This is a genomic window from Streptomyces sp. NPDC027672, assembly GCF_055566335.1.
This window is the reverse complement of sequence record NZ_JBVHSO010000003.1, coordinates 523,169-543,462: the sequence shown is the minus strand read 5'-3', so window position 1 is coordinate 543,462 and position 20,294 is coordinate 523,169. Positions and strand designations below refer to the sequence as shown.

Sequence of the window (20,294 nt, the reverse complement as noted above, 5' to 3'; positions counted from 1 at the left end):
GTCACGGCACCGGAGCGGACGTCCTGCCGGCCGGACAGGACGTCACGGAGGTCTCGCCCGGCCGCTTCCCGGCCTCGGCACCCACTGTGCACGGTAAGCGCGGCTCCGCGGCCGCGCCATCCACGGCGCCGGGCGCGGGCGGCCCCCACAGGGGCCGGCCGGGGCCGCCGGGTCGCGTGCGGGGCGGCGGCCGGGGTGGCGTGTGTCCCGGGTGCCGGGTGGGCCGGCCGCGGTCGGGTCTGGCGGACGTGCCGCCGGGCTGTACGACGGGCCGGGCGCGGGCGTTGCCGGGGCGGCCGGGGTTCGTGGCGCGGCGCGGCGGCGCGGGTGGGGTACGCGTCGGTGCCTCCAGCGGTGGGGGCTCCCCAGGTGTGCAGGCGGTCTGTCCGGCCTGCACGGGGTGCGTCGGGCGCGACGGCGTCTCCGAGCCGGGGGCGTGGCGCGGCGTCGGCCGGTCAGCCGACGTACCGCCGTGCGGGTGAGTCGCGGCGGGCCCGTTCCAGCGCGGCGATCCGGCGTTCCAGGGCCGCCGGCACGGGATCGCGCTGGCGCAGCACCCACGGCAGTCCGGCGGTGGCGTGGGCGAACGCGCGGGCGGACGCGGCGTCCCGGGGCACGGTCCTCACGAGGTGCCCGGTGCGGCGCAGTGCCGGCAGCAGGGGGCGGCGCAGCCAGGTGAACCACAGGGTGTTGCGCAGGCCGAGGACGCGGCGGGCCGTGCTGTCGCGCTGCAGGGAGGCCTGGTGGTGGACGGTGAGTTCCTCGGCGTAGGCGAGCCACCAGCCCTGGCGTTGCAGATCGCAGGCGAGCAGTTCCTCCTCGCCGCCGAGCCACAGGCCGGGGTGGAAGCCGCCGCCGGCCCAGAACGCCTCGGTGCGCAGCACGGTGGCGGCGGCGAGGAAGGAGCCGAGCGCGGGTCCGGGCAGCCAGTCGGGTCCGGGCAGCGGGGATTCGCGCAGCTCGCGCACCACCGGGTCCTCGGTGCCGGCCGGTTCGACGAGGATGCGCGCGGTGACGGCCGCCAGCCGGGGCCGGGTGTCCAGCAGGTCGGCGGCCCGGCGCAGGCTGCCGGGCTCCCACCAGGTGTCGTCGTCGCAGAAGGCGACGTACGGCGTGCGCGCCCGCCGGACGGCCAGGTTGCGGCCGATGGCGCCCAGGTTGCGGCCGGGGCGCAGCAGGGTCATCTCCGGGAAGTCCCGGGCGACGGCCTCGGCGGTGCCGTCGGTGGAGGCGTTGTCGGTGACGATGACGGGCGGGCGTTCGGGCAGTCCGCGCAGCAGGGCGAGGGTGCGCAGCAGTTCGTCGCGGCGGTTGTGGGTGATCACGACGACGGTCGTACGGTCGTCGGGTCCGGTCCGGGTCATGTCGGTGCGGTGCCTTCCCGTGGGCGTCCGGAGGCCTCCCGGTCGAGCAGCCGGGCGGCGTGCTCGACGCGCGGGGGCAGGGGGCGGCGGCGGGCGAGCGCGGCCGGGAACCGGGCGACGGCCTCCTTCAGGGCCCGGCGCGCGCCGGGGCGGCCGGCCGCGGCGGCCAGTGCCAGGTCGGTGCCGGCGCGCAGGGCGACCGGCCAGGGGCGGCGCAGACAGGTGGTGAGGACGTGGTTGCGCCGGACGAGCGAGGAGCGGCCGGTGCGGCCGTGGTCCTCGGGGTGGTGGCGGGCGCACAGGGCGGGCTCGTAGGTGACGCCCCAGCCGGCGGCGGCCAGGTCGTAGGCGAGCAGGGTCTCCTCGCCGCCGAAGAAGAGCAGCGGGTGGTAGCCGCCGACGCCGAGGAAGGCCTCCCGGCGGACCACGCAGGCGCAGCCGAGGAAGCCGAGCACCGGGCGGCCGGGCAGATCCGGCTGGGCGGGCAGCGGCGAGGCGGCGAGAACGGCGTTGAGCGGGTCCTCGGCGGCCTCGGCACCGACCAGGGTGCGGGCGGCGAGCAGGCCGAGCCGCGGGTGCCGGTCGAGGAGGTCGGCGGCGCGGGCCAGGCTGCCCGGTTCCCACCAGGAGTCGTCGTCGCTGAAGGCGACGTAGGGCGTGCGGGCGTGGCGCGCGGCCAGGGTGCGGCCGACGGCGCCGGTGTTCCGGGCGGGCCGTAGCAGACGGGTGACGGCCGGGTGGCCGGCCACGGCCCGGCGGGTGGTGTCGGCGCGGGAGTTGTCGACCACGACGACCGGTGGCCGTTCGGGCAGCGCGGCCAGCGCGTCCAGGGTGCGCAGCAGGCTGGCGGGGCGGTCGCGGGTGATGACGGCGACGGTGATCCGCGGATCGCCGGGGGCGGCGGGGGCGCGGGTGCGGCCGGGGGCCGGTTCAGTGGGCATGGGCCACCTCCTCTCCGGTCGCCCGGCGCCGGGCGCGGGTGTCCCGCAGGAGCGTCAGGCAGGCCGCGGCGACCTCGCCGGTGCCGATGCGCAGCAGGCGGGCGTCGGTGGTGGCGCCGTGCGGGTCGCCGGGCGGGCCGGGCTTCCACAGGGCCACGTGGTCCGGGCCGGGCGGCGGGCCCCACAGGCGCGGGGAGACGGGTCCGAACAGGGTGACGGAGCGGGTGCCGTGGGCCACCGCGAGATGGGCGAGACCGGTGTCGCCGCTGAGCAGCAGGGCGGCCTCGGCGATCAGGGCGCTCAGCGGGCCCGGGGGCAGGCCGCCGGTGAACACGTCGCCGCCCGGCCTGCCGCCGCGTTCGGCGACCTCGCGGACCAGGTCGTCCTCGCCGGGGCCGCCGGTGAGGACCACGCGGTGGCCGGCGGCGCGCAGGCACCGTACGACGGCCGCGAACCGCTCCGCCGGCCAGCGGCGGGAGGCGGAGGCCGCGCCGGGATGCACGACGACCGCGCCCGGGGCCGGGGACGGCGTGGCGGGGCGGGGCAGCCGCAGGTCCCGGGGGTCGGCGGGGATGCCGTAGGCGCGCAGGAAGGCGCACCAGCGGTCGCGTTCGTTGACGCGGGCCGGCCAGGGCGGGCCGTCCGGGCAGGCGTGGGCGAGCAGCCGGCGCGGGCGCAGGGCGGCCAGGGCGTCGCGGCTCTCGGGGCCGTTGCCGTGCAGGTCGACGGCCACGTCGGGCGGTGGGCCGGGCCAGTGGCGCAGGCCGGGCACCGCGCGGCCCGGTGCCTCGGCCGGGAACACGGCGTCGACCGCGCCGCTGGCCAGCGCGAGTTCGGTCAGGCCGGGCGGCTGGGCGAGGACGATCCGGTGGCCGGGGAAGGCGCGGCGGATGCCGCGCAGCGCGGGCACCCCGGCCAGCAGGTCCCCCAGGCCCAGCGCGCGCAGGACCAGGACGCACGGGGCTTGCTCGGCGGTCACTGGACGCGTTCTCCGTAGCGCACGGGGAAGCGGCCCACGACGCACCCGGCCGCGCACCCGGCCGCGTCGGCGGCGGGGCGCCCGAGGCGGGACTTGGCAGCCGGGGCGGCGGGGACCGCGCGGCGGGTCTCGGGACCGAGGGCGGCGGGGGCCGGGCGGGTCCTGGTGGTGGTGGCCGTCGGGTGGGGCGCGTGCGGGGGGTGTGGGGCGCGTGTGCGGGGGGTGGGGGTCACTGGGGGTCTCCCGCCGTGGGGGTGAGGGCCGCCCGGCGGGCCAGGCCGGTGGTGGAGCGGCCGTCGAGGTAGGGCAGCAGCAGGACCTGGCCGCCCCAGCTCTCCACCAGCGGCTGTTCCGGCAGCCGGGTCCGCGCGTAGTCGCCGCCCTTGGCCCAGATGTGCGGGCGGAGTTCGCCGAGGAGGCGTTCGGGGGTGTCCTCGTCGAAGACGGCGACGGCGTCCACGCACTCCAGCGCGCGCAGCACCCGTACCCGGTCGGCGGCCGGGACCAGGGGCCGGCCGGCGCCCTTGCGGCGGCGTACGGAGGCGTCGGAGTTGACGCACACGACGAGGCAGTCACCGGCCCGGCGGGCGGCCTGGAGCAGGGCCACGTGACCGGCGTGCAGCAGGTCGAAGCAGCCGCCGGCGGCGACGACGGTGCCGCCCGCGGCCCGGACCCGGGCGGCGGTGCGCACGGCGTCGGCGGTGGTGTCGCCGTCGGCCGCGGGCTCCGCGGCCGGCTCCGGCCGGTCCGGTACGGCGATCGCGCGGGCGCCGCCCTCGGCGACATAGCGGGTGGCGGCGTGGACGGCGGCCTGGACGGCGGCCTCGGTGAGGGCGCCGTCGGCGAGCTGTCCGGCGGCGGCCGCGGCGAACCGGTCACCGGCTCCGCACGGGTCGCCCGTGGCGGCGGCCGGGGTCGGCACCAGCAGCGGGGTCTCGCCGTGCGAGAGCAGGGCGCCGCGGTCGCCGAGGGTCACCGCGACGGCCTGGGCCCGCCAGGCCCGGACGAGGGCGCGGGCGTCCCGGGCGGCGGTGCGCAGCCCGGCCGTGTCGCCGGCCGCCCCGGCGCCGGCCGCGGTCAGCCGCCGGGCGAAGGCGCGGGCCTCCTGGGCGGAGGGGGTGGCGAGGCGGACGCCGGGGACGGGGGGCCGGCCGCGTACGTGGGGGTCCCAGACGACGGGGGCCGCCGTGTGGGCCAGGGCGTCTCGGAGGACGTCGGCGGTGCCCCGGCCGTAGTCGGCGACGAGGACGCCCGCCGCCGCCGCGATCGCGGCCACCGCCTGCGGGGTCGCCTCGCGGGCGCGGCCCTCGCCGTCGTCCAGGCGCAGCAGCGGCCGGTCGCCGGCCAGGACCCGGGTCTTGCTGCTCAGCGTGCCGTCCAGGGGCAGTGCCACGAGGCGGACCCGGCCGGCCAGCAGGGCGCGCAGGGTGTCGCTGGCGGGGTCGGTGCCGAGGGCGGTGACCAGGGTGACGGGACGGCCGTCGGCGGCGGCGAGGCAGGCGGCGAGGGCCGCGCCGCCCGGGCGGGAGCTGCGCCGGGTGTCGTGGACGACGGGTACGGGCGCGTCCGGGGCCAGGCGGTCGGCCCGGCCGCACAGGTCGTGGTCGAGCAGGGCGTCGCCGACGACGACCAGGGGCGTCTGTGAGGCGGTCATGCCTGTCCCTTCCTGGGGGCTATGGGCGCGCCGGGTGCGGTCCGGCCGACGCTGCGGGCGCGGCCGACCGGCCGGCCGTCGACACCAGGCCGGCCGTCGGCACCGGGCCCGCTGACGGCGCCGGGCAGGCCATCTACGCCGGGCGGGCTGTCCACGCCGGGCCGGGCGTCCGCGCCGGGCTGGCCGTCCACGACCGGCTCATCATCCACACCGGCCCGACCATCGACGCCGGGCCGGCCACCCACGCCAGCCCGACCACCCGCACCCCGTCCGCCGCCGCCGACTGTGCCATCCGCCCGCTGGCCCGCCGCGCCGCGTTCCACGGCCCGGTCGAAGCTCTCGCAGAGCATGTGCACGGCGACGAGGTGGAGTTCCTGGACGGTGGCGGCGCCGGGCGCGTCGACGCACAGGGCCTCGTCGGCGCCGAGGTGCAGCGGGTTGGGCGGGCGTCCGGTCAGCGCCCACACGGTCATGCCGAGGCCGTGCGCGCGTTCGGCGGCGGTCAGCAGGTTGGCGCTGGCGCCGCTGGTCGACAGCAGCAGGAGCACGTCGCCGGGGCGGCCATGCGCGGCGGTCTGCCGGGCGAACAGCTCCTGGACGCCGTAGTCGTTGGCGATCGCGGTGGTGGCGGAGGTGTCGGCATGCAGGGCGACCGCGGAGAACGGCGGGCGGTCGTCGCGGTAGCGGCCGACGAGTTCGGCGGTGAGGTGCTGGGCCTGGGCGGCGCTGCCGCCGTTGCCGGCGGCGAGCAGCCGGGCTCCCGCGCCCAGCCGGCGGGCGAGTTCGGCGCCCCAGCGCTCCAGCAGCGGGCCGTGCTCCCGGAACGCCTCCAGGGCCTTGGCGAGGTCGTCGCAGTGCGGTGTGGCGTGGAGGCCGGTGTTCATCGGACCACCCCCGAGAGCGAGCGGACCGGGGACACGGCGGCGTACACCCCGGCCACGCCGTCGGCGACCCGGTCCCAGGTGTAGTGGCCGAGCACCCGGTCGCGGCCGGCGGCCCCGTACCGGGCGAGCCGGCCGGGGTCGGCGAGGAGGGCGCGGAGGGCCGCGCCGAGGTCGTAGTCGTCGTCGGCCGGGACCAGCAGGCCCGTGGTGCCGTCGACGACCGTGTCGAGCTGGCCGCCGACGGCGGTGGCGACGACCGGTGTGGCGCAGGCCATGGCCTCCAGCGGGACGATGCCGAAGGGCTCGTACCGGGGCAGGGACAGCACCAGGTCTGCGCTGGACATCAGCCGGGGCATCCGGGCCCGGCCGACCCCGCCGAGCAGGGTGACCCGGTCGGAGACGCCGTACTCGCCGGCGATGCCGTACAGGCGCGCGGCCTCGGGTTCGGTGCCGAGCAGGTCGGCCTCGGGGCCGCCGGCGATGAGGAGTTCGGCGTCGGGGACGCCGGCCAGGGCGCGGATGGCGTGGTCGAAACCCTTGCGGGGCACGAGCCGGCCGACGGCGAGCAGCCGTCTGCGGGCGCCGGGCGGGCGGGTGGGGGCGACCGGTGCGAACTGGTCGGGGTCGACACCGCAGGGCACGACGCTGATCCGGTCCTCGGGCAGTCCCATGGCCTTCAGTTCGGCCACCTCGTCGCTGCACGTGGCGATGATCCGGGCGCATTCGTGGCCGATGGCCTCCTCGATGGCGAGGCGCTGCGGCGGGCTGGTGTCGGCGGTGCCCTGGTAGCGCTTCTTCACCGTGCCCAGAGCGTGGTAGGTCAGCACGACGGGGACGCCCTGGTCGCGGGCGCCGGCCAGGGCGGCCAGGCCGGACATCCAGAAGTGGGCGTGCACCACGCCGGGCGGGCTCTGCGCCCACTGGCGGGCCAGGAAGTTCCCGAACTCGGTCATGTGCGGGAGGAGTTCGTCCTTGGGGACGGGGGCGGGCGGTCCGGCGGGCACGTGCACCACCTGGACGCCGTCGATGAGGGTCACCCGGTCCGGCAGACCGGCCGAGTCCCGCCGGGTGTAGACCGTGACCCGGTATCCCCTGCGGGCGAGCTGTCGGGCGAGCTGCGCCACGTACACGTTCTGGCCGCCCGCGTCCGGGCCGCCGAGCGCGGCCAGCGGGCTGGCGTGCTCGGAGACCATGGCGACGCGCCCGGCCGAGTGCGGAATGCGGCTCATCGGGTGACCTCCTTGATCAGGCGTTCCCAGTCGTCCAGGAAGCGCCGCTCTCCGTAGCGGGCCTGGGCCGCGGCCCGGGCCGCCGCGCCGGTCCGGCGGGCCAGTGCGGGGTCGGCGAGGAAGGCGCGTACGGCGTCCTGCAGTACGTCGAGCCGGTTCGAGACCACTCCGGCGCCCTCGGGTACGGCCTCCCGGACCTCGGTGGTGTCCAGGGCGACCACGGGCATGCCGAGGAACATGGCTTCCAGCAGGGACAGGCCGAGCGAGGTCCAGCGCACGGGGTGCAGGTACAGGCGGCACCGGGCCATCTCCCGGTGCAGCTCGCGCTGGGGCAGGTCCCGGGTGCGGCAGCGTCCGGGCGGCAGGCCCAGGTGGCCGGCGAGTCCTTCGGTGCGCATGCCGAAGACGTCCAGCGGCGCGCACCGGGCGAACGCCGGCAGCAGGTCGGTGCCGGTCGTACGGCCCCTGCGCACGGGGTCGTTGACGACGACGGCCGCGCGCGGCTCGGTGCCGGTCCACAGCGGGCCGGGGTCGACGATGCCGTGTTCCACGACCTCCGCCGGGGCACGGCCGTTGTCCCACATCAGCCGGTTGAAGTGGGTGACGTGCACGACGGGCACGGCCGACTGCCCGGCGAGCGGGTGGAGTTGCCGTTCGGGCGACTCGTCGGGGCTGTTGTGCTCGACGTACACGGCGGGCACGTCCCGTCCGGGCCGGCGGCCGGTCCAGCGCAGGGCGAGTCCGGGTTCGTGCGGGCGCTGGAGCACCATCAGGTCGATGTCGGCGTCCCGCAGTTCGCCGGGGGTGAGTTCGCGCACGGATCCGGGCCAGTCCCAGGTCACCGCGCGGCCGAGGCCGTCGGGTCCGCGGTCCTCGGTGACCGGGACCAGATAGGTGTGCGGGCCCTGGACGAAGGCGGTGAGCCAGGATCCGTGCACGTGCCAGACGAGGATGTTCATGACTGCCGCTCCTGGATGAGCTTGTGCACCGCGCGCACCACGTCCTGTCCGGTGACCTCGTCCAGGCAGGGGTGGCCGGGCACCGGGCAGGTGAGGGCCCGGGTGTCCGCGCAGGGCGCCGACTGGTCGCCGAGCAGGATGACGGGGACGCCGTAGGGCGCCCAGCGTTCGGCCGGTACGACGGGTGCGAACAGCGAGACGACCGGGGTGCCGACGGCGGCGGCGAGGTGGGCGGGTCCGGTGTTGGCGCTGATCACGACGTCGGCCAGGCGCAGCACCCCGGCGAGGGTGCGCGGGGAGGTCCGGCCGCCGAGGTCCACGGCCGTGTCGCCGCTGACCCGCCGGGTGAGGCCGCTCTCGTGGGGGCCGCCGGTGACGACGACGCGGTGCCCGGCGTCGGCGAGCAGGGTGACCGCCTCGGCGCACCGGCCGGGGCTCCAGGCGCGGGCGGGGGCGCTGGCGCCGGGGTGCAGGACGACGTAGGGGCCGTGGCCGGTCAGCCCTCCGGTGTCCGGCGGGGGCAGGACGCGCAGCCGGCCGTCGTCGCCGGGCGGCGGTGTGAAGCCCATGGCGGCGGCGGTGTCGAGGGCCGCCTCGGCCTCGTGCCGGCCGGCCCGGCGGCGGTGGCGTACGTCGAGGAGGCGGCCGGGGTGGTCGGTGCTGTCGGCGCCGATGCGGCGGACGCCGGCGAGCCGCAGCAGCAGGGCGGTGGGCAGCGGGCTCTGGTGGAAGGAGGTGAGGACGAGCGCGCTGTCGTGGGCGCCGGCGCGCAGCCGGTCCAGCAGGGCGCCGATGTCCGCGGGGCTGACCGGGGGCGGGTCGAAGCCCTCCCAGGGCGCCTCCCACACCAGTACCTCGTCGACGCCGGGCAGCAGCCGGGCGGCGTCCGCGCCGCGCGGTCCGCACAGCAGGGTGACCCGGCTGCTGTGGGCGGCGACGGCGCGGACGGCGGGGCCGGCGAGCAGGACGTCACCGAAGCTGTCGAGCCGGACGACGAGGGAGTTCATGCCGGTGTCCTCCCCGCTGCCGCGCCGAGGGCGCTCCGTACGGCGGTGAGCACGTCGGGGGCCGACTGGCCGGCGAAGCGTGCCGTCTCGGCCGGTGCGGTGGCCGCGTTGGGCACCAGCACGCCCCGGGCGCCCGCGGCGCGGGCGGCCAGCACGTCGGCGGCGATGTCACCGATCACCAGGCAGGCGGCGGGCGGTACGCCGAGCCGGGCGGCGGCGGCGCGGACCAGGCCGGGCCGGGGTTTGCGGCAGGGGCAGCCGGCGTCGGGGGCGTGCGGGCAGAACACCCAGGTGTCCAGGCCGCCGAGCAGCGCGTCGGCGCGCGCGTTGACCCGCAGGACCTGTTCGACGGTGAGCAGTCCGCGTCCGATGCCGGACTGGTTGCTGACCACGCCGGTGGCCAGGCCCTGGGACCGGGCGAGCGCGACGGCCTCCACGGCGCCCGGCAGCAGCCGGACCCGGTCCGGGTCGCCGTTGTACGGCACGTCCGCGACGAGGGTGCCGTCGCGGTCGAACAGGACGGCGCGGACGGGGGTCATCCGGCACCTCCCAGCGGCCGGGCGTGCCGGTGGCGGACGGCGCCGCGCAGCCAGTGCTGTACGGCGAGCGGCGGTATGAGCACGCTGGTGCCGAGCATCCCGGCGACCTCGCGGACGGTGCGCGGGCCGGGCAGGATGCGGGCGAGGGCGAACTCGGCGGTGCCGAGGGTCCACAGCGCGGCGCAGGCGGTCGCGGCCCGGTGCCGCCCGGTCAGCGCGCAGGCGGTGGCGGCGAGGGCCACGCCGGTGACGGCCAGGTGGCGGGGCAGCCGGCCGCGGGGTGCCCGGGCGCGGTGCCACCAGTCGCGGCCGTGCAGCCGGTTCATCAGGGCGTCGTCGGCGTTGCCGCGCTGTACGGGCAGCGAGGCCCACCAGTGGGCGGGGCGGACCGGGTGCCGGGTGACGCGGGCGCCGCGGGTCAGGGCCCAGCCGGCCCGCTGGACGCGCAGGGCGAGGTCGGCGTCCTCGCGGAAGGCCCGCGGGAAGCGTTCGTCGAAGCCGCCGGTCCGTTTCAGGGCCTCGGTGCGGTAGGCCATGTCGGCGGTGGCCCAGGCGGCGTTCTCCAGCCCCTTGGTGGTGCGTTCCCAGTCGGTGGGCCGGCGGTCCGGGGGCAGCGGGACCCGCAGCCGTCCCTGGACGCCGCCGGTGTCGGGGCCGGCCTCGCGCAGGTCCCCGGCGAGCCGCCGGGACCAGTCGGGGAGCACCTGGACGTCGTCGTCCAGGAAGACCGTCCAGGGCGTGCGGACGGTGCGCCAGCCGGTGTTGCGGGCGGCGGCCGGGCCCTTGCCGCCGGTGCGCAGGGTGCGCACCCGGTCGAGCAGGTGTCCGGCGCTCTCCAGCGGCAGGTCGCCCTCGGGGGCGGGCCGGTCGTCCACGACGACCACCTCGTGCGGAGGGTGCTCGCCGGTGCCCTGGGCGAGCGCGCGCAGACACTCGGCGAGGCAGGGGCGGCCGATGGTCGGGACGACGACGGTGTAGGCGGGGGCGTCGCTCATGCGAAGGCCTTCCCGCGGCGGATCGCGAACGGGCCGAGCACCAGCAGGTCCACGGGGGCGGAGCCGAAGCACTCCAGGGCGTCCCGGGGGTCGTCGACCATGGGCCGGCCGGCGGTGTTGAGGCTGGTGTTGACCACCACCGGCAGCCCGGTGCGCCGTTCGAAGCCCTCGATCATCCGGGCCACCAGAGGTTCCTGGGCGCGGTCGACGGTCTGGATGCGGGCGGTGCCGTCGACGTGCACCACGGCCGGGATGCGGGCCCGCCACTCGGCGGCCACGTCGTGCACGAACAGCATGTGCGGGCTGGGCAGCGGCCCGTCGAAGATCTCGGCGGCGCGTTCGGCGAGCACCATGGGCGCGACGGGCCGGAACTCCTCGCGTCCCTTGACCGCGTTGAGCCGCTCCAGGTTCGCCGCCCTGCCCGGGTGGGCGAGCAGGGAGCGGTGGCCGAGCGCGCGCGGCCCGTACTCGCTGCGGCCCTGGAACCAGGCCACGATCCCGTCGGCGGCCAGCGCCTCGGCGGCCGTCTCGGCGATGTCGGCGGGTTCCTCGTACGGTACGGCGGCCCGCTCCAGCCACGCCCGCAGTTCGGTGTCGCTCCAGCCGCGGCCCAGGGCGGCCGTCGGCATCGGCTCCAGGGTGTCCTTCTGCCCGGCGATGTGCGCGGCGGCGCCGAGGGCCGTGCCGGCGTCGCCGGCGGCGGGCTGCACCCAGAGGTGCCGGAAGCCGCTCTCGCGCCACAGCCGGGTGTTGGCGACGCAGTTCAGGGCGACACCGCCGGCCAGGGTGAGCGCGTCCTCGCCGGTGTGCTCGCGCAGCCACCGGGCGAGCGCCAGCATCACCTCCTCCAGGCAGAGCTGGGCGCTGGCGGCGAGGTCGGCGTGGTCCTGGTTCCAGCCGCCGCCGGCCGGGCGCGGCGGGACGAGTTCGGCCCAGGGCACCGGGCGGGCCCGGAAGCCGCCCCGGTCGTCGGCGCGGACGTACTCCCGCAGCCGGCCGGCGAAGCGCGGGGTGCCGTAGGAGGCGAGCGCCATGACCTTGAACTCGTCGCTGCTGCGCAGGAATCCGAGGTGCTGGGTGAGGTCCTCGTAGAACAGGCCGAGGGAGTCGGGCAGTTCCTGGGCGGCGAGCACGGTCAGCTCGCGGTTGCCGTAGCGGCCGGCCAGGTGGGAGCCGCACTCGCCGCGGCCGTCCAGGACGAGGACGGCGCAGTCGGGGTACGGCGAGACGGCCCCGGCGGAGGCCGCGTGCGCCACGTGGTGCGGGACGAAGCGCACCTTGGCGGGGTCGAGGCCGGGCAGCGCCTCGGCGAGGAAGTCCGGTGCCTGGCGGGCGTAGTGCTGGCGCAGGTGGTCCCAGGGGTCGTGCAGGCCCATGCGGTCGGCGGGGCGGGCCAGGGCGGGGTCGTAGGAATAGGCGACGGCGTCCAGGTCGGACGGGGTGAGGCCGGCCTGTTCCAGGGTCCAGCGGGCCGCCTGCTCGGGCAGTTCCCAGGCCGAGAAGGGCAGGGGCCGCTTGCCGTGCTTGCGGCGGGAGAACCGCTCCTCCTCCGCCGCCGCCACGACCGTGCCGTCGGTGAGCAGGGCGGCGGCCGGGTCGTGGAAGAGTGCGTTGATTCCGAGGACGTGCATGCGCTGTCTCCAGGGCCGGGGACGGGCGGGGGGGTTGGGGCAGGCGGGGCCGGGATACGGGCGGAGCGTGCGGGGTCAGGGCAGCGGGGGCGGGGCCGTCGCGGACGGGGCCGGTTGCGGGGACAGGGCGGTGAAGTAGGCGATGGTCTGCTTCAGGCCCTCCTCCCAGGGCACCTGCGGCGACCAGCCGAGCAGTTCGCGCGCGAGGGTGGTGTCCGGGCGGCGCCGGCCGGGGTCGTCCACGGGCCGGTCGATGAACGCGATCGGGGAGCGGGAACCGGTCAGGGCGACCACCCGGCGGGCCAGGTCGGCGACGGTGATCTCGTCGCTGCCGCCGATGTTCACCGGCCGCACGGACCGGCTCGCGGCGACCCGCAGGATGCCGTCCACCGTGTCGTCGACGTAGCACAGCGAGCGGGTCTGGCTGCCGTCGCCGGTCACCGTGAGCGGCTCGCCGGCCAACGCCTGGCAGATGAAGGTGGGCACGGCGCGGCCGTCGTGGGCCCGCATCCGCGGCCCGTAGGTGTTGAACAGCCGGACGATCCCGGCGTTCGTGCCCCGGGTGCCGGCGTGCGCGGTGACCAGGGCCTCGGCGAACCGCTTGGACTCGTCGTACACGCTACGCGGCCCGACCGGGTTGACGTTGCCCCAGTAGCCCTCGTGCTGCGGGTGCACCTGCGGGTCGCCGTACACCTCGGAGGTGGAGGCGAGCAGCAGGCGGGCGCCGTCGCGTTCGGCGAGGGCCAGCACGTTGCGGGTGCCGGTGCTGCCCACGTCCAGGGTCTGCAGGGGCAGGCGCAGGTAGTCGGCGGGCGAGGCCGGGCAGGCGAAGTGCAGGATCAGGTCGTACGGGCCCGGCAGCAGCCCGGCGCACTCGTCCGCGCACACGTCGCAGTGCACGTAGCGGAAGCCGGGCCGGTCCTCCAGGTGCGCGATGTTCTCGCGGCACCCGCAGACCAGGTTGTCGGCGCAGTCGACTTCGACGCCTGAATCCAGCAGCCGTTCGCACAGGTGGGAGCCGAGGAAGCCGGCGCCGCCGGTCACGAGGGCGCGCCGCCAGGGGAACGGTGTCACACCAGTCATGGGGGCTACTCCTTCGTCGTCCTTCGAGGTCCGGGGCCCGGAACGGGTCGCCGGACGCTCCGGCCGCGTGGCGCCGGGCCGTGCGCGGGCCGGTCCGGCGCGTACCGCGCCACCGGGCCCGGTCCGCCGGCCCGTTGGGGAGGGGCTCGTCGGGGACGGCCCGTTGGGGACGGGCCCGTCGGCGAGGGGAGGACAGGGCCCGGGTCCCCCCGGACGCCGGGACCGCCCTGTCCGGCCGCCACTGGCTGGACGGCACTGGCTGCGGAGTTCCCGAGCCAGTTGTTTTCACACCTTTGATCCTTATTGTCCGGAATCATGGGTACTCGCGCGACTCCTGCGCCCCGTTACCACGGTGGAGACCCCGATGCACGACGACGTCCCCGCAGCCGTACTGCGGCTGCTGCGCGCGCCCGGCCGGACCCCGGAGCGGCTGCTGCTCACCGGCTGGTTCAGCTTCCTCGACGGGGAGGCCACGGCCGGGGACGTGCTCGCCCAGCGGCACATGTCCGCCGCGCTGGCCCGGGCGGGGATCGCGCACGACACCGCCTGGAGCCCCGGTTTCCGGCCCGGGGCGCTGTCGCTGCGCACGGCCGTCCCGGACGCCTACGACACGTTGCTCTTCGTGTGCGGTCCGGTGCACGGACCCCAAGTGGCCGCACTCCATGCCAGGTTCGGATCCTGCACACGACTGGCGGCCGGGGTCTCCGTGGTCGACCCGGCGGACCCCGCCGCCACCGGTTTCCACGCGATCGTCGCCCGGGACGGCACCGCGGACCCGGTCCGGCGCGATCTGGCCGCCGCCGCACCGGCGGGCCCGCCGCCGCCCGTGGCCGGCGTGGTGCTCTCCGGCGGCCAGGGCGAGTACGGCACGCGCCGGCGGCACACGGAGGTGAACGCGGCGATCACCGGCTGGCTCGCCGGCAAGGACTGCGCGCGGGTGCCGGCCGAGACCCGGCTGGCCGTCGACGACTGGCGGCTGTGCGCCACCGCGGAGCAGTTCCTCGCCCTCGTCGCCCGTTTCGACGTGGTCGTCACCACCCGGCTGCACGGCCTGGTGCTCGCGCTGCGCGCCGGCACCCCGGTGATCGCCGTCGACCCGGTCGCGGGCGGGGCGAAGGTCACCGCGCAGGCCCGGGTCCTGGGCTGGCCGGCGCTGGTGGCGGCGGACGCGCTGACCGCGCGCATTATGGACCACTGGTGGGAGTGGGCGCTGTCCGGACCGGGCCGGACGGCCGCCGCCCGCCACCCGATGCGCTGACCGGGCACGGCCGGCCGTGTAACGCGCCGTGTCCGGGGCACCCGGCGCAGCGACGGCCGGCCGCTCACGGGCCGCCGCGTTCCACGCAGGAGGTAACGACCATGGGCCATGGCGGAAACGTCATCCAGGAGCTGACCACCGACCACGGCGAGGTCGAGGAGATCTTCGGCCGGATCGAGGCGCTGCCGCCCGGCTCCCCGGACCGCAAGACCCTGTGCGACCAGGCGACGATCGAGCTGGTCCGGCACTCGGTCGCCGAGGAGTCGTACCTGTACCCGGCGGTGCGCGAGCACCTGACGGGCGGTGACGCCCTGGCCGACAAGGAGATCGAGGAGCACGCCGAGGCCGAGCGGCTCATGAAGGACCTGGAGGGCTGCCAGGCGGACGATCCGCGGTTCGACACACTCATCACGCGGCTGATGAGTGTGATCCGCTCCCATGTGGCCGACGAGGAGGAGAACCTCTTCCCGCGGCTGGAGGCCGCCTGTCCGCCGGACGCGCTGATGGAGCTGGGCGACAAGGTCCGCCGGGCCAAGAAGACGGCCCCGACCCGCCCGCACCCGTCGGCGCCGGACAAGCCCCCGGCCAACAAGCTGCTGGCACCGGGGGCCGGTCTCGTCGACCGGATGCGGGACGCGCTGTCGGGCCGCGGCAAGGACAAGGACTGACGGCTGCGGGGTTACGGCCACGGGGTTACGGCCGCGCGTTCGGCCGCGCCTTACGGTCCCGCCTCGAAAGGCGGCCGGTGTCCCGGCGGGCCGCGCCCGGTTTCTCCCGGTGCGCGGCTCGCCGTACGCCTCAGGCGGTGCGCGACTCGCCGTACGCCCAGGCCGTGATTCCTCTACGCCGCGCACGCCGTACTCCTCGTCCGAGACGCGGACGGCGCCGGTTCAGAGCCAGGAGGCGGGCCGGGTGCCGCGGCGGGGCCGCGGGACGGGGCGGCTCGCCCGGCACAGCAGCCGGAACACCTGGGAGAGGGTCAGCGGCCACAGCAGCGCGAAGCACCACAGCAGCGCGGGGTCCGAGGTGCGCATGCCCATCACGGCGACGAACACCGAGGCGGCCCCCAGCAGCAGCACCGCCGCCGGCAGCCAGCCACCGCGCCGGGTCACGCCTCTGCGCCTCCTGCGTCCCATGCGGCGCGCGAACCGGCGGTCCTGCCGGAGGTCCGCCTCGATCCGCAGCAGCGCGAGCCGCTCGCGCGCCGACAGCCGCACCTCGTCGTGCTCCCACATCCTCCACTCGTCCACGGCGACGGCACCTCCTCCGGTCGGCGGCCTGACGGGCTCCCCGCCTGCTGGAACCGCCCGGCACCGGGTTCCCAGGACGGCCCGGCCGATGCGGTGCCGGCGGCCCGGGGACCGGGCGGGTTCAGGCGGCCGGGGTGCGGGTGTAGGGCCGGACGTCGATGACCTCCATGCCGGCGGCGTGGGCCGCGGCGATGCCCTCGTCGCTGTCCTCGTACACCAGGCAGCGGGACGGCTCGGCGCCCAGCAGGCGGGCCGCGGCGAGGAAGATGTCGGGCGCGGGCTTGCCCCGGGCGACGTCGTCACGGGTGACCAGCGCGTCGAAGGCGTCGTGGAACGGCTGGTGGCGCAGGGTCGCCTCGATGACGTGCCGGGCGCCGCCGGAGGCCACCGCCATGGGCAGCCGGTGCCGGGACGCCTCGACGATCTCCAGGACCGGCGGCAGCGGGCGCACCGCGTGCGCCTCCTCCAGGAACTGCGCGTCGCGCTCGGCGACGAGTTCGGCGACGGAGCGGGAGAGCGTGAGACCGCGCTCGGCGACCAGGGTGTGGATCATCTCGGCGGAGGACAGGCCGGTGCGCGCGTCGAACCACTCCTGTTCCAGCCGCACTCCCTCGGTGGCCAACGTGCCCGCCATGGCACGGTAGTTGACGTACTGGCTGTCGACGAGGGTGCCGTCCCAGTCGAACAGGAGGCAGCCGGCGGAGCGGGGCGCGAGAGCAGGGTGCATGGGGTTCAGTCCTCGGTGGGGTGGGTCAGGGGTACGGCAGGGTACGAGGCCGGTGCGGTCACTCTTGTGAAGCCGCCCCGGTGGTGACGCCATGTTCCGAAATCAAGGGATGCGCACGGCACTTGAATGCTTCACTGTCTGGAAGTACCTGCCAGTCGGCAGCGCGGGGCATGTCCGGTTCCGTATGCTTCCCGCAGCCGGACGAGCCGGACACGGCGCCCGTTCCGAGCCGGCCGGCAGTGGGCCTCGTCACATGAGGTTGTGTCAAGTCGGTGGTCTGGGAAGGCGGTTCGCCGGGCCGATGCGGTCACCTCGCCATGCTCGCGGCGCCCCGGAGAGGAGGGCTCGTCATGGACCCGTACGGGCTGATGCGCACCGCCTTCGCCGCGCGGGACGGGAACGCCCCGGGCGGGCCACCGCGGGCCGGGCGGCCGGCTCCGGCCCCGCCCGGGTGATCCCGTCGCGCGGGCACGGCCGGCCCGGATAAGGGCGGAGACGGGGGCGGTGCGGGGGCCGGAAAGCCGGACACACAAAGTCGACGGTTCGCCACGGAACGTGAAGCCGTGCGGTCTCGGGTGACCTCCGCCGCGCCAAGGTCGATACTGCCAGTAGACGGGTGGGACGGCCATCCGCGGCAGGTCGCCGGCCCCCACCTGACGGCCCGTCACCGACGTCCGCACCGAGTCGGCGCGCACCCCGCGGCGACCCCCCTGCCGACCCCACCGAACCGCCGAGATCAGAAAACCACCTCCGGGCCGGTGACCTGCTACGACGCGGGTTCCCTGGGCCGAGGTCAGGCTCACGAGGAGACACCCATGAGGATGTTGATCAACGTACCGGAGACGGTCGTGGCGGACGCGCTGCGCGGTATGGCCGCCGCGCATCCCGAGCTGATCGTGGACGTGGAGAACCGGGTGATCGTCCGCCGGGACGCGCCCGTGGCCGGGCAGGTCGCCCTCGTCTCGGGCGGCGGGTCCGGTCACGAGCCGCTGCACGGCGGGTTCGTCGGCCCGGGCATGCTCGCCGCCGCCTGTCCCGGGGAGGTCTTCACCTCACCGGTGCCGGACCAGATGGCGCGCGCCGCGGCGGCCGTGGACAGCGGCGCGGGCGTGCTGTTCATCGTGAAGAACTACACCGGTGACGTGCTGAACTTCGACATGGCCGCGGAACTCGCCGAGGACGAGGGCATCCAGGTGGCCAAGGTGCTCGTCAACGACGACGTGGCGGTCACCGACAGCCTCTACACGGCGGGCCGGCGGGGCACCGGCGCGACGCTCTTCGTGGAGAAGATCGCCGGCGCCGCCGCGGCCGAGGGCCAGCCGCTGGAGCGCGTGGAGGCGATCGGCCGCCGGGTCAACGACAACTCCCGCAGCTTCGGCGTGGCCCTCAGCGCCTGTACGACGCCCGCGAAGGGCAGTCCCACCTTCGACCTGCCGGAGGGCGAACTGGAGTTGGGCGTCGGGATCCACGGCGAGCCCGGCCGGGAGCGGCGGCCGATGATGACGTCGGGGGAGATCGCCGACTTCGCGGTCAACGCCGTCCTGGAGGACATGCCGCCGCGCAATCCCGTCCTGGTGCTGGTCAACGGCATGGGCGCGACCCCGCTGCTGGAGCTGTACGGGTTCCACGCCGAGGTGCAGCGGGTGCTGCGGGAGCGCGGTGTGGCCGTGGCCCGCACCCTGGTCGGCAACTACGTCACCTCCCTGGACATGGCGGGGGCCTCGGTGACCCTGTGCCAGGCCGACGAGGAGCTGCTGCGGCTGTGGGACGCGCCCGTGAACACCCCGGCCCTGCGCTGGGGCATGTGATCCGCACCGGCAGCCGGCCACCGGTGCCGGCCGCATGGTCAACGGCCCTAGAACACAAGGAGATCCAGTGCTCGACGCCGATTTCTTCCGCCGTTGGATGACGGCGGCCGCCGCGTCCGTCGCCCGCGAGGCGGAGCGGCTCACCACCCTCGACTCGGCCATCGGGGACGCCGACCACGGCAGCAATCTGCAGCGCGGGTTCACGGCCGTGACGGCCACCCTGGAGAAGGAGGCCCCGGACACCCCGGGGGCCGTCCTGGCCCTGGCCGGACGGCAGTTGATATCGACCGTCGGCGGTGCGTCGGGGCCGCTGTACGGCACCCTGCTGCGCCGGACCGGCAAGGCGCTCGGCGATGCCGCCGAGGTCGGCGTGGCGGAGCTGGCCGCGGCGCTGCGGAAGGGCGTGGACGCGGTGATGCAGCTCGGCGGGGCGACGCCGGGCGACAAGACCATGATCGACGCCCTGGTGCCGGCCGTGGACGCGCTCGGTTCGGGGTTCGCCGCCGCGCGGACCGCCGCCGAGGAGGGCGCGCTGGCGACCACGCCGCTGCGGGCGCGCAAGGGGCGGGCCAGTTACCTGGGCGAGCGCAGCATCGGCCACCAGGACCCGGGGGCGACCTCGTCGGCGCTGCTGATCGCCGCGCTGGCCGAGACGGCGGAGGCGGACGGTGAGTGAGGACAAGGTGACGGACGACAAGCGGGTCGGGATCGTACTGGTGTCGCACAGCGCGGAGGTGGCCGCCTCCGTCGCCCGGCTCGCGATGGGCCTGGCAGGCGGGGCGGACGCGGTGCCGGTGGCCCCGGCGGGCGGCACCGAGGGCGGCGGGCTCGGCACCAGCGCCGAGCTGATATCCGCCGCGGCGGCCTCGGTGGACCGGGGCGCCGGGGTGGCGGTGCTCACCGATCTGGGCAGCGCCGTGCTCACGGTGAAGGCGCTGCTCGCCGAGGGCGACGAGCTGCCGGCCGGCACCCGGCTGCTGGACGCGCCGTTCGTCGAGGGCGCGGTGGCGGCGGTGGTCACCGCCGCCACGGGTGCCGATCTGGACGCGGTGGAGGCCGCGGCGGCGGAGGCGTACGGCTACCGCAAGGTGTGACGGCGTCCGCTACCGGGCGGCGGCCGGCCGGCGCTTGCCGATGAAGCGCCTGGCCAGCCGCTCGCCCTCCGCGGCCGTCGCCGCCCGGTCCTCCATGCGGCGGACCCGGGAGTCGCGGAAGACGATGTACGTCACGCCGGAGGGCGCCCCGCCCTCGACCGGGTCCGGCCGGATGCCGAGGGCGCGTGCGGCGGCGTAGGACGCCTCGCCGATGAGGTCGCGCGGGCCGGTGTCGCCGACGACCGCGTACCGCACCCGGTCGCGGTAGACGACGGCGGCCACGCAGCCGCCCCGTACGCCGGACGCGTGGGGGTTCCAGCGGCGGCTGGGTGCCGGGACCACGATGTAGGGCAGGGTCTCGGAGGTGAGCTGGCGGCCGTCGGACTGCTGGAAGGCGGTGGTGTCGGCGAACAGCGGGTCGGTGCGGCGGTTGCAGCGGGCGGTGGGCCGCCCGTCGCAGTCGACGTCCAGGTCGGCCTTCCAGAAGACGGCGTCGCGGGTGCCGCAGACCCGCACGGTCGCGCGGCCGTCCGCGTCGGTGCGGTACCGGCCCCGGGAGAGCTGCCTGCACGCGCCGGCCCGGGCCAGGAGGTCCGCGGCGGTGACCGCGCCCTCGCCGGGGGCCGTGGGCCGCACGGGCGGCGGGACGGCGGTGGCCGGGGCGGGCAGCGCCGCCGGGGCGAGCAGGGCGGCGCCGGCCGCTGCCAGCGTCAGGGACGGGACACGCACGATGGAGGACCCTCTCGTCGGGGACGAACCGAGCCCACTGTGCGGGGGGAACGGGCGTGCGGCCACGGGAGCCACCGCGAAGGGGCCGGATGGAGCACGCTCCTGACACTCCGTAAGGGGACAGCGGAGCGGCGCCGGCCGCCGGGGCGCCCGGCGGGGACGA

General features: G+C 76.7%; 19 protein-coding genes and 1 pseudogene. 5 read left to right on the top strand and 15 right to left on the bottom strand.

Features of this window, described 5'->3' with window-relative positions; all coding sequences use genetic code 11:
• Nucleotides 1-455 precede the first annotated feature (455 nt).
• From ACZ4SV_RS10455 to ACZ4SV_RS10400, 12 genes and pseudogenes are all read right to left on the bottom strand, one after another.
• On the bottom strand, nucleotides 456-1,364 hold the full coding sequence (locus tag ACZ4SV_RS10455) for a glycosyltransferase family 2 protein (RefSeq protein WP_468003137.1): 909 nt from the start codon (nucleotides 1,362-1,364) through the stop codon (nucleotides 456-458).
• Nucleotides 1,361-2,305, bottom strand: coding sequence for a glycosyltransferase family 2 protein (locus ACZ4SV_RS10450; RefSeq protein ID WP_468003135.1), 945 nt, complete (start codon nucleotides 2,303-2,305; stop codon nucleotides 1,361-1,363). Before ACZ4SV_RS10450 ends, ACZ4SV_RS10455 begins: the two co-directional genes overlap by 4 nt.
• Nucleotides 2,295-3,284, bottom strand: a complete 990-nt coding sequence (locus ACZ4SV_RS10445; RefSeq protein WP_365877601.1) for a glycosyltransferase family 9 protein — start codon at nucleotides 3,282-3,284, stop codon at nucleotides 2,295-2,297. Before ACZ4SV_RS10445 ends, ACZ4SV_RS10450 begins: the two co-directional genes overlap by 11 nt.
• A gap of 229 nt (nucleotides 3,285-3,513) precedes the next feature.
• Nucleotides 3,514-4,938 (bottom strand): PfkB family carbohydrate kinase, encoded by a 1,425-nt coding sequence (locus ACZ4SV_RS10440; protein WP_365941676.1) that lies wholly within the window; start codon nucleotides 4,936-4,938, stop codon nucleotides 3,514-3,516.
• A 212-nt stretch (nucleotides 4,939-5,150) separates the two neighbouring features.
• Nucleotides 5,151-5,822: pseudogene (locus ACZ4SV_RS10435) on the bottom strand (D-sedoheptulose-7-phosphate isomerase); the annotation flags it as partial.
• A complete protein-coding gene (locus tag ACZ4SV_RS10430) occupies nucleotides 5,819-7,051 on the bottom strand; it encodes a glycosyltransferase (protein WP_468003132.1) in 1,233 nt (410 codons plus the stop codon). The pseudogene ACZ4SV_RS10435 and the gene ACZ4SV_RS10430, both read right to left, overlap by 4 nt.
• Nucleotides 7,048-8,010 (bottom strand): glycosyltransferase, encoded by a 963-nt coding sequence (locus ACZ4SV_RS10425; RefSeq protein WP_468003130.1) that lies wholly within the window; start codon nucleotides 8,008-8,010, stop codon nucleotides 7,048-7,050. The genes ACZ4SV_RS10430 and ACZ4SV_RS10425 overlap by 4 nt, the downstream gene beginning before the upstream one ends.
• Nucleotides 8,007-9,017, bottom strand: a complete 1,011-nt coding sequence (locus ACZ4SV_RS10420; RefSeq protein WP_468003128.1) for a glycosyltransferase family 9 protein — start codon at nucleotides 9,015-9,017, stop codon at nucleotides 8,007-8,009. Before ACZ4SV_RS10420 ends, ACZ4SV_RS10425 begins: the two co-directional genes overlap by 4 nt.
• A complete protein-coding gene (locus tag ACZ4SV_RS10415) occupies nucleotides 9,014-9,556 on the bottom strand; it encodes a D-glycero-alpha-D-manno-heptose-1,7-bisphosphate 7-phosphatase (protein WP_468003126.1) in 543 nt (180 codons plus the stop codon). The genes ACZ4SV_RS10420 and ACZ4SV_RS10415 overlap by 4 nt, the downstream gene beginning before the upstream one ends.
• Nucleotides 9,553-10,551, bottom strand: coding sequence for a glycosyltransferase family 2 protein (locus tag ACZ4SV_RS10410; protein ID WP_397937452.1), 999 nt, complete (start codon nucleotides 10,549-10,551; stop codon nucleotides 9,553-9,555). The genes ACZ4SV_RS10415 and ACZ4SV_RS10410 overlap by 4 nt, the downstream gene beginning before the upstream one ends.
• Complete coding sequence (locus ACZ4SV_RS10405; RefSeq protein WP_468003123.1) at nucleotides 10,548-12,182, bottom strand: carbamoyltransferase family protein; 1,635 nt, start codon at nucleotides 12,180-12,182, stop codon at nucleotides 10,548-10,550. The genes ACZ4SV_RS10410 and ACZ4SV_RS10405 overlap by 4 nt, the downstream gene beginning before the upstream one ends.
• Nucleotides 12,183-12,257: 75 nt before the next feature.
• Entirely contained in the window at nucleotides 12,258-13,265 is a 1,008-nt protein-coding gene (locus ACZ4SV_RS10400) for an NAD-dependent epimerase/dehydratase family protein (protein WP_468003121.1), read from the bottom strand.
• A gap of 364 nt (nucleotides 13,266-13,629) precedes the next feature.
• Between ACZ4SV_RS10400 and ACZ4SV_RS10395 the strand changes: the two genes are divergently transcribed.
• Nucleotides 13,630-14,523: a polysaccharide pyruvyl transferase family protein gene (locus ACZ4SV_RS10395; RefSeq protein ID WP_468003119.1), complete on the top strand. Its 894-nt coding sequence runs from the start codon at nucleotides 13,630-13,632 to the stop codon at nucleotides 14,521-14,523.
• A gap of 101 nt (nucleotides 14,524-14,624) precedes the next feature.
• Nucleotides 14,625-15,191 (top strand): hemerythrin domain-containing protein, encoded by a 567-nt coding sequence (locus tag ACZ4SV_RS10390; protein ID WP_365877581.1) that lies wholly within the window; start codon nucleotides 14,625-14,627, stop codon nucleotides 15,189-15,191.
• A gap of 222 nt (nucleotides 15,192-15,413) precedes the next feature.
• Here the strand turns inward: ACZ4SV_RS10390 and ACZ4SV_RS10385 are convergent, their stop codons facing one another.
• On the bottom strand, nucleotides 15,414-15,773 hold the full coding sequence (locus tag ACZ4SV_RS10385) for a DUF3040 domain-containing protein (protein ID WP_468003117.1): 360 nt from the start codon (nucleotides 15,771-15,773) through the stop codon (nucleotides 15,414-15,416).
• Nucleotides 15,774-15,894: 121 nt separating this feature from the next.
• A complete protein-coding gene (locus tag ACZ4SV_RS10380; protein ID WP_468003115.1) occupies nucleotides 15,895-16,500 on the bottom strand; it encodes an HAD family hydrolase in 606 nt (201 codons plus the stop codon).
• An 815-nt stretch (nucleotides 16,501-17,315) separates the two neighbouring features.
• Between ACZ4SV_RS10380 and dhaK the strand changes: the two genes are divergently transcribed.
• The 3 genes from dhaK to ACZ4SV_RS10365 all read left to right on the top strand — a co-directional run bounded on the left by dhaK (nucleotide 17,316) and on the right by ACZ4SV_RS10365 (nucleotide 19,402).
• Entirely contained in the window at nucleotides 17,316-18,308 is a 993-nt protein-coding gene (dhaK, locus tag ACZ4SV_RS10375) for a dihydroxyacetone kinase subunit DhaK (protein WP_365883252.1), read from the top strand.
• 67 nt (nucleotides 18,309-18,375) lie between these two features.
• A complete protein-coding gene (gene dhaL, locus ACZ4SV_RS10370) occupies nucleotides 18,376-18,984 on the top strand; it encodes a dihydroxyacetone kinase subunit DhaL (RefSeq protein WP_468003113.1) in 609 nt (202 codons plus the stop codon).
• 7 nt (nucleotides 18,985-18,991) lie between these two features.
• The gene (locus tag ACZ4SV_RS10365; protein ID WP_365883259.1) at nucleotides 18,992-19,402 is read left to right on the top strand and encodes a PTS-dependent dihydroxyacetone kinase phosphotransferase subunit DhaM; all 411 of its coding nucleotides are present in this window, start codon (nucleotides 18,992-18,994) and stop codon (nucleotides 19,400-19,402) included.
• A gap of 9 nt (nucleotides 19,403-19,411) precedes the next feature.
• On the opposite strand, the gene ACZ4SV_RS10360 is transcribed toward ACZ4SV_RS10365, so the two are convergent.
• Entirely contained in the window at nucleotides 19,412-20,131 is a 720-nt protein-coding gene (locus ACZ4SV_RS10360; protein WP_468003111.1) for a glycoside hydrolase family 75 protein, read from the bottom strand.
• Nucleotides 20,132-20,294 lie beyond the last annotated feature (163 nt).

Coding starts and splice junctions, on each gene's coding strand:
- ACZ4SV_RS10455 (WP_468003137.1), bottom strand. CDS start 1,364: ATGACCCGGACCGGACCCGACGACCGTACGACCGTCGTCGTGATCACC.
- ACZ4SV_RS10450 (WP_468003135.1), bottom strand. CDS start 2,305: ATGCCCACTGAACCGGCCCCCGGCCGCACCCGCGCCCCCGCCGCCCCC.
- ACZ4SV_RS10440 (WP_365941676.1), bottom strand. CDS start 4,938: ATGACCGCCTCACAGACGCCCCTGGTCGTCGTCGGCGACGCCCTGCTC.
- ACZ4SV_RS10430 (WP_468003132.1), bottom strand. CDS start 7,051: ATGAGCCGCATTCCGCACTCGGCCGGGCGCGTCGCCATGGTCTCCGAG.
- ACZ4SV_RS10425 (WP_468003130.1), bottom strand. CDS start 8,010: ATGAACATCCTCGTCTGGCACGTGCACGGATCCTGGCTCACCGCCTTC.
- ACZ4SV_RS10420 (WP_468003128.1), bottom strand. CDS start 9,017: ATGAACTCCCTCGTCGTCCGGCTCGACAGCTTCGGTGACGTCCTGCTC.
- ACZ4SV_RS10415 (WP_468003126.1), bottom strand. CDS start 9,556: ATGACCCCCGTCCGCGCCGTCCTGTTCGACCGCGACGGCACCCTCGTC.
- ACZ4SV_RS10410 (WP_397937452.1), bottom strand. CDS start 10,551: ATGAGCGACGCCCCCGCCTACACCGTCGTCGTCCCGACCATCGGCCGC.
- ACZ4SV_RS10405 (WP_468003123.1), bottom strand. CDS start 12,182: ATGCACGTCCTCGGAATCAACGCACTCTTCCACGACCCGGCCGCCGCC.
- ACZ4SV_RS10400 (WP_468003121.1), bottom strand. CDS start 13,265: ATGACTGGTGTGACACCGTTCCCCTGGCGGCGCGCCCTCGTGACCGGC.
- ACZ4SV_RS10395 (WP_468003119.1), top strand. CDS start 13,630: ATGCACGACGACGTCCCCGCAGCCGTACTGCGGCTGCTGCGCGCGCCC.
- ACZ4SV_RS10390 (WP_365877581.1), top strand. CDS start 14,625: ATGGGCCATGGCGGAAACGTCATCCAGGAGCTGACCACCGACCACGGC.
- ACZ4SV_RS10380 (WP_468003115.1), bottom strand. CDS start 16,500: ATGCACCCTGCTCTCGCGCCCCGCTCCGCCGGCTGCCTCCTGTTCGAC.
- dhaK (WP_365883252.1), top strand. CDS start 17,316: ATGAGGATGTTGATCAACGTACCGGAGACGGTCGTGGCGGACGCGCTG.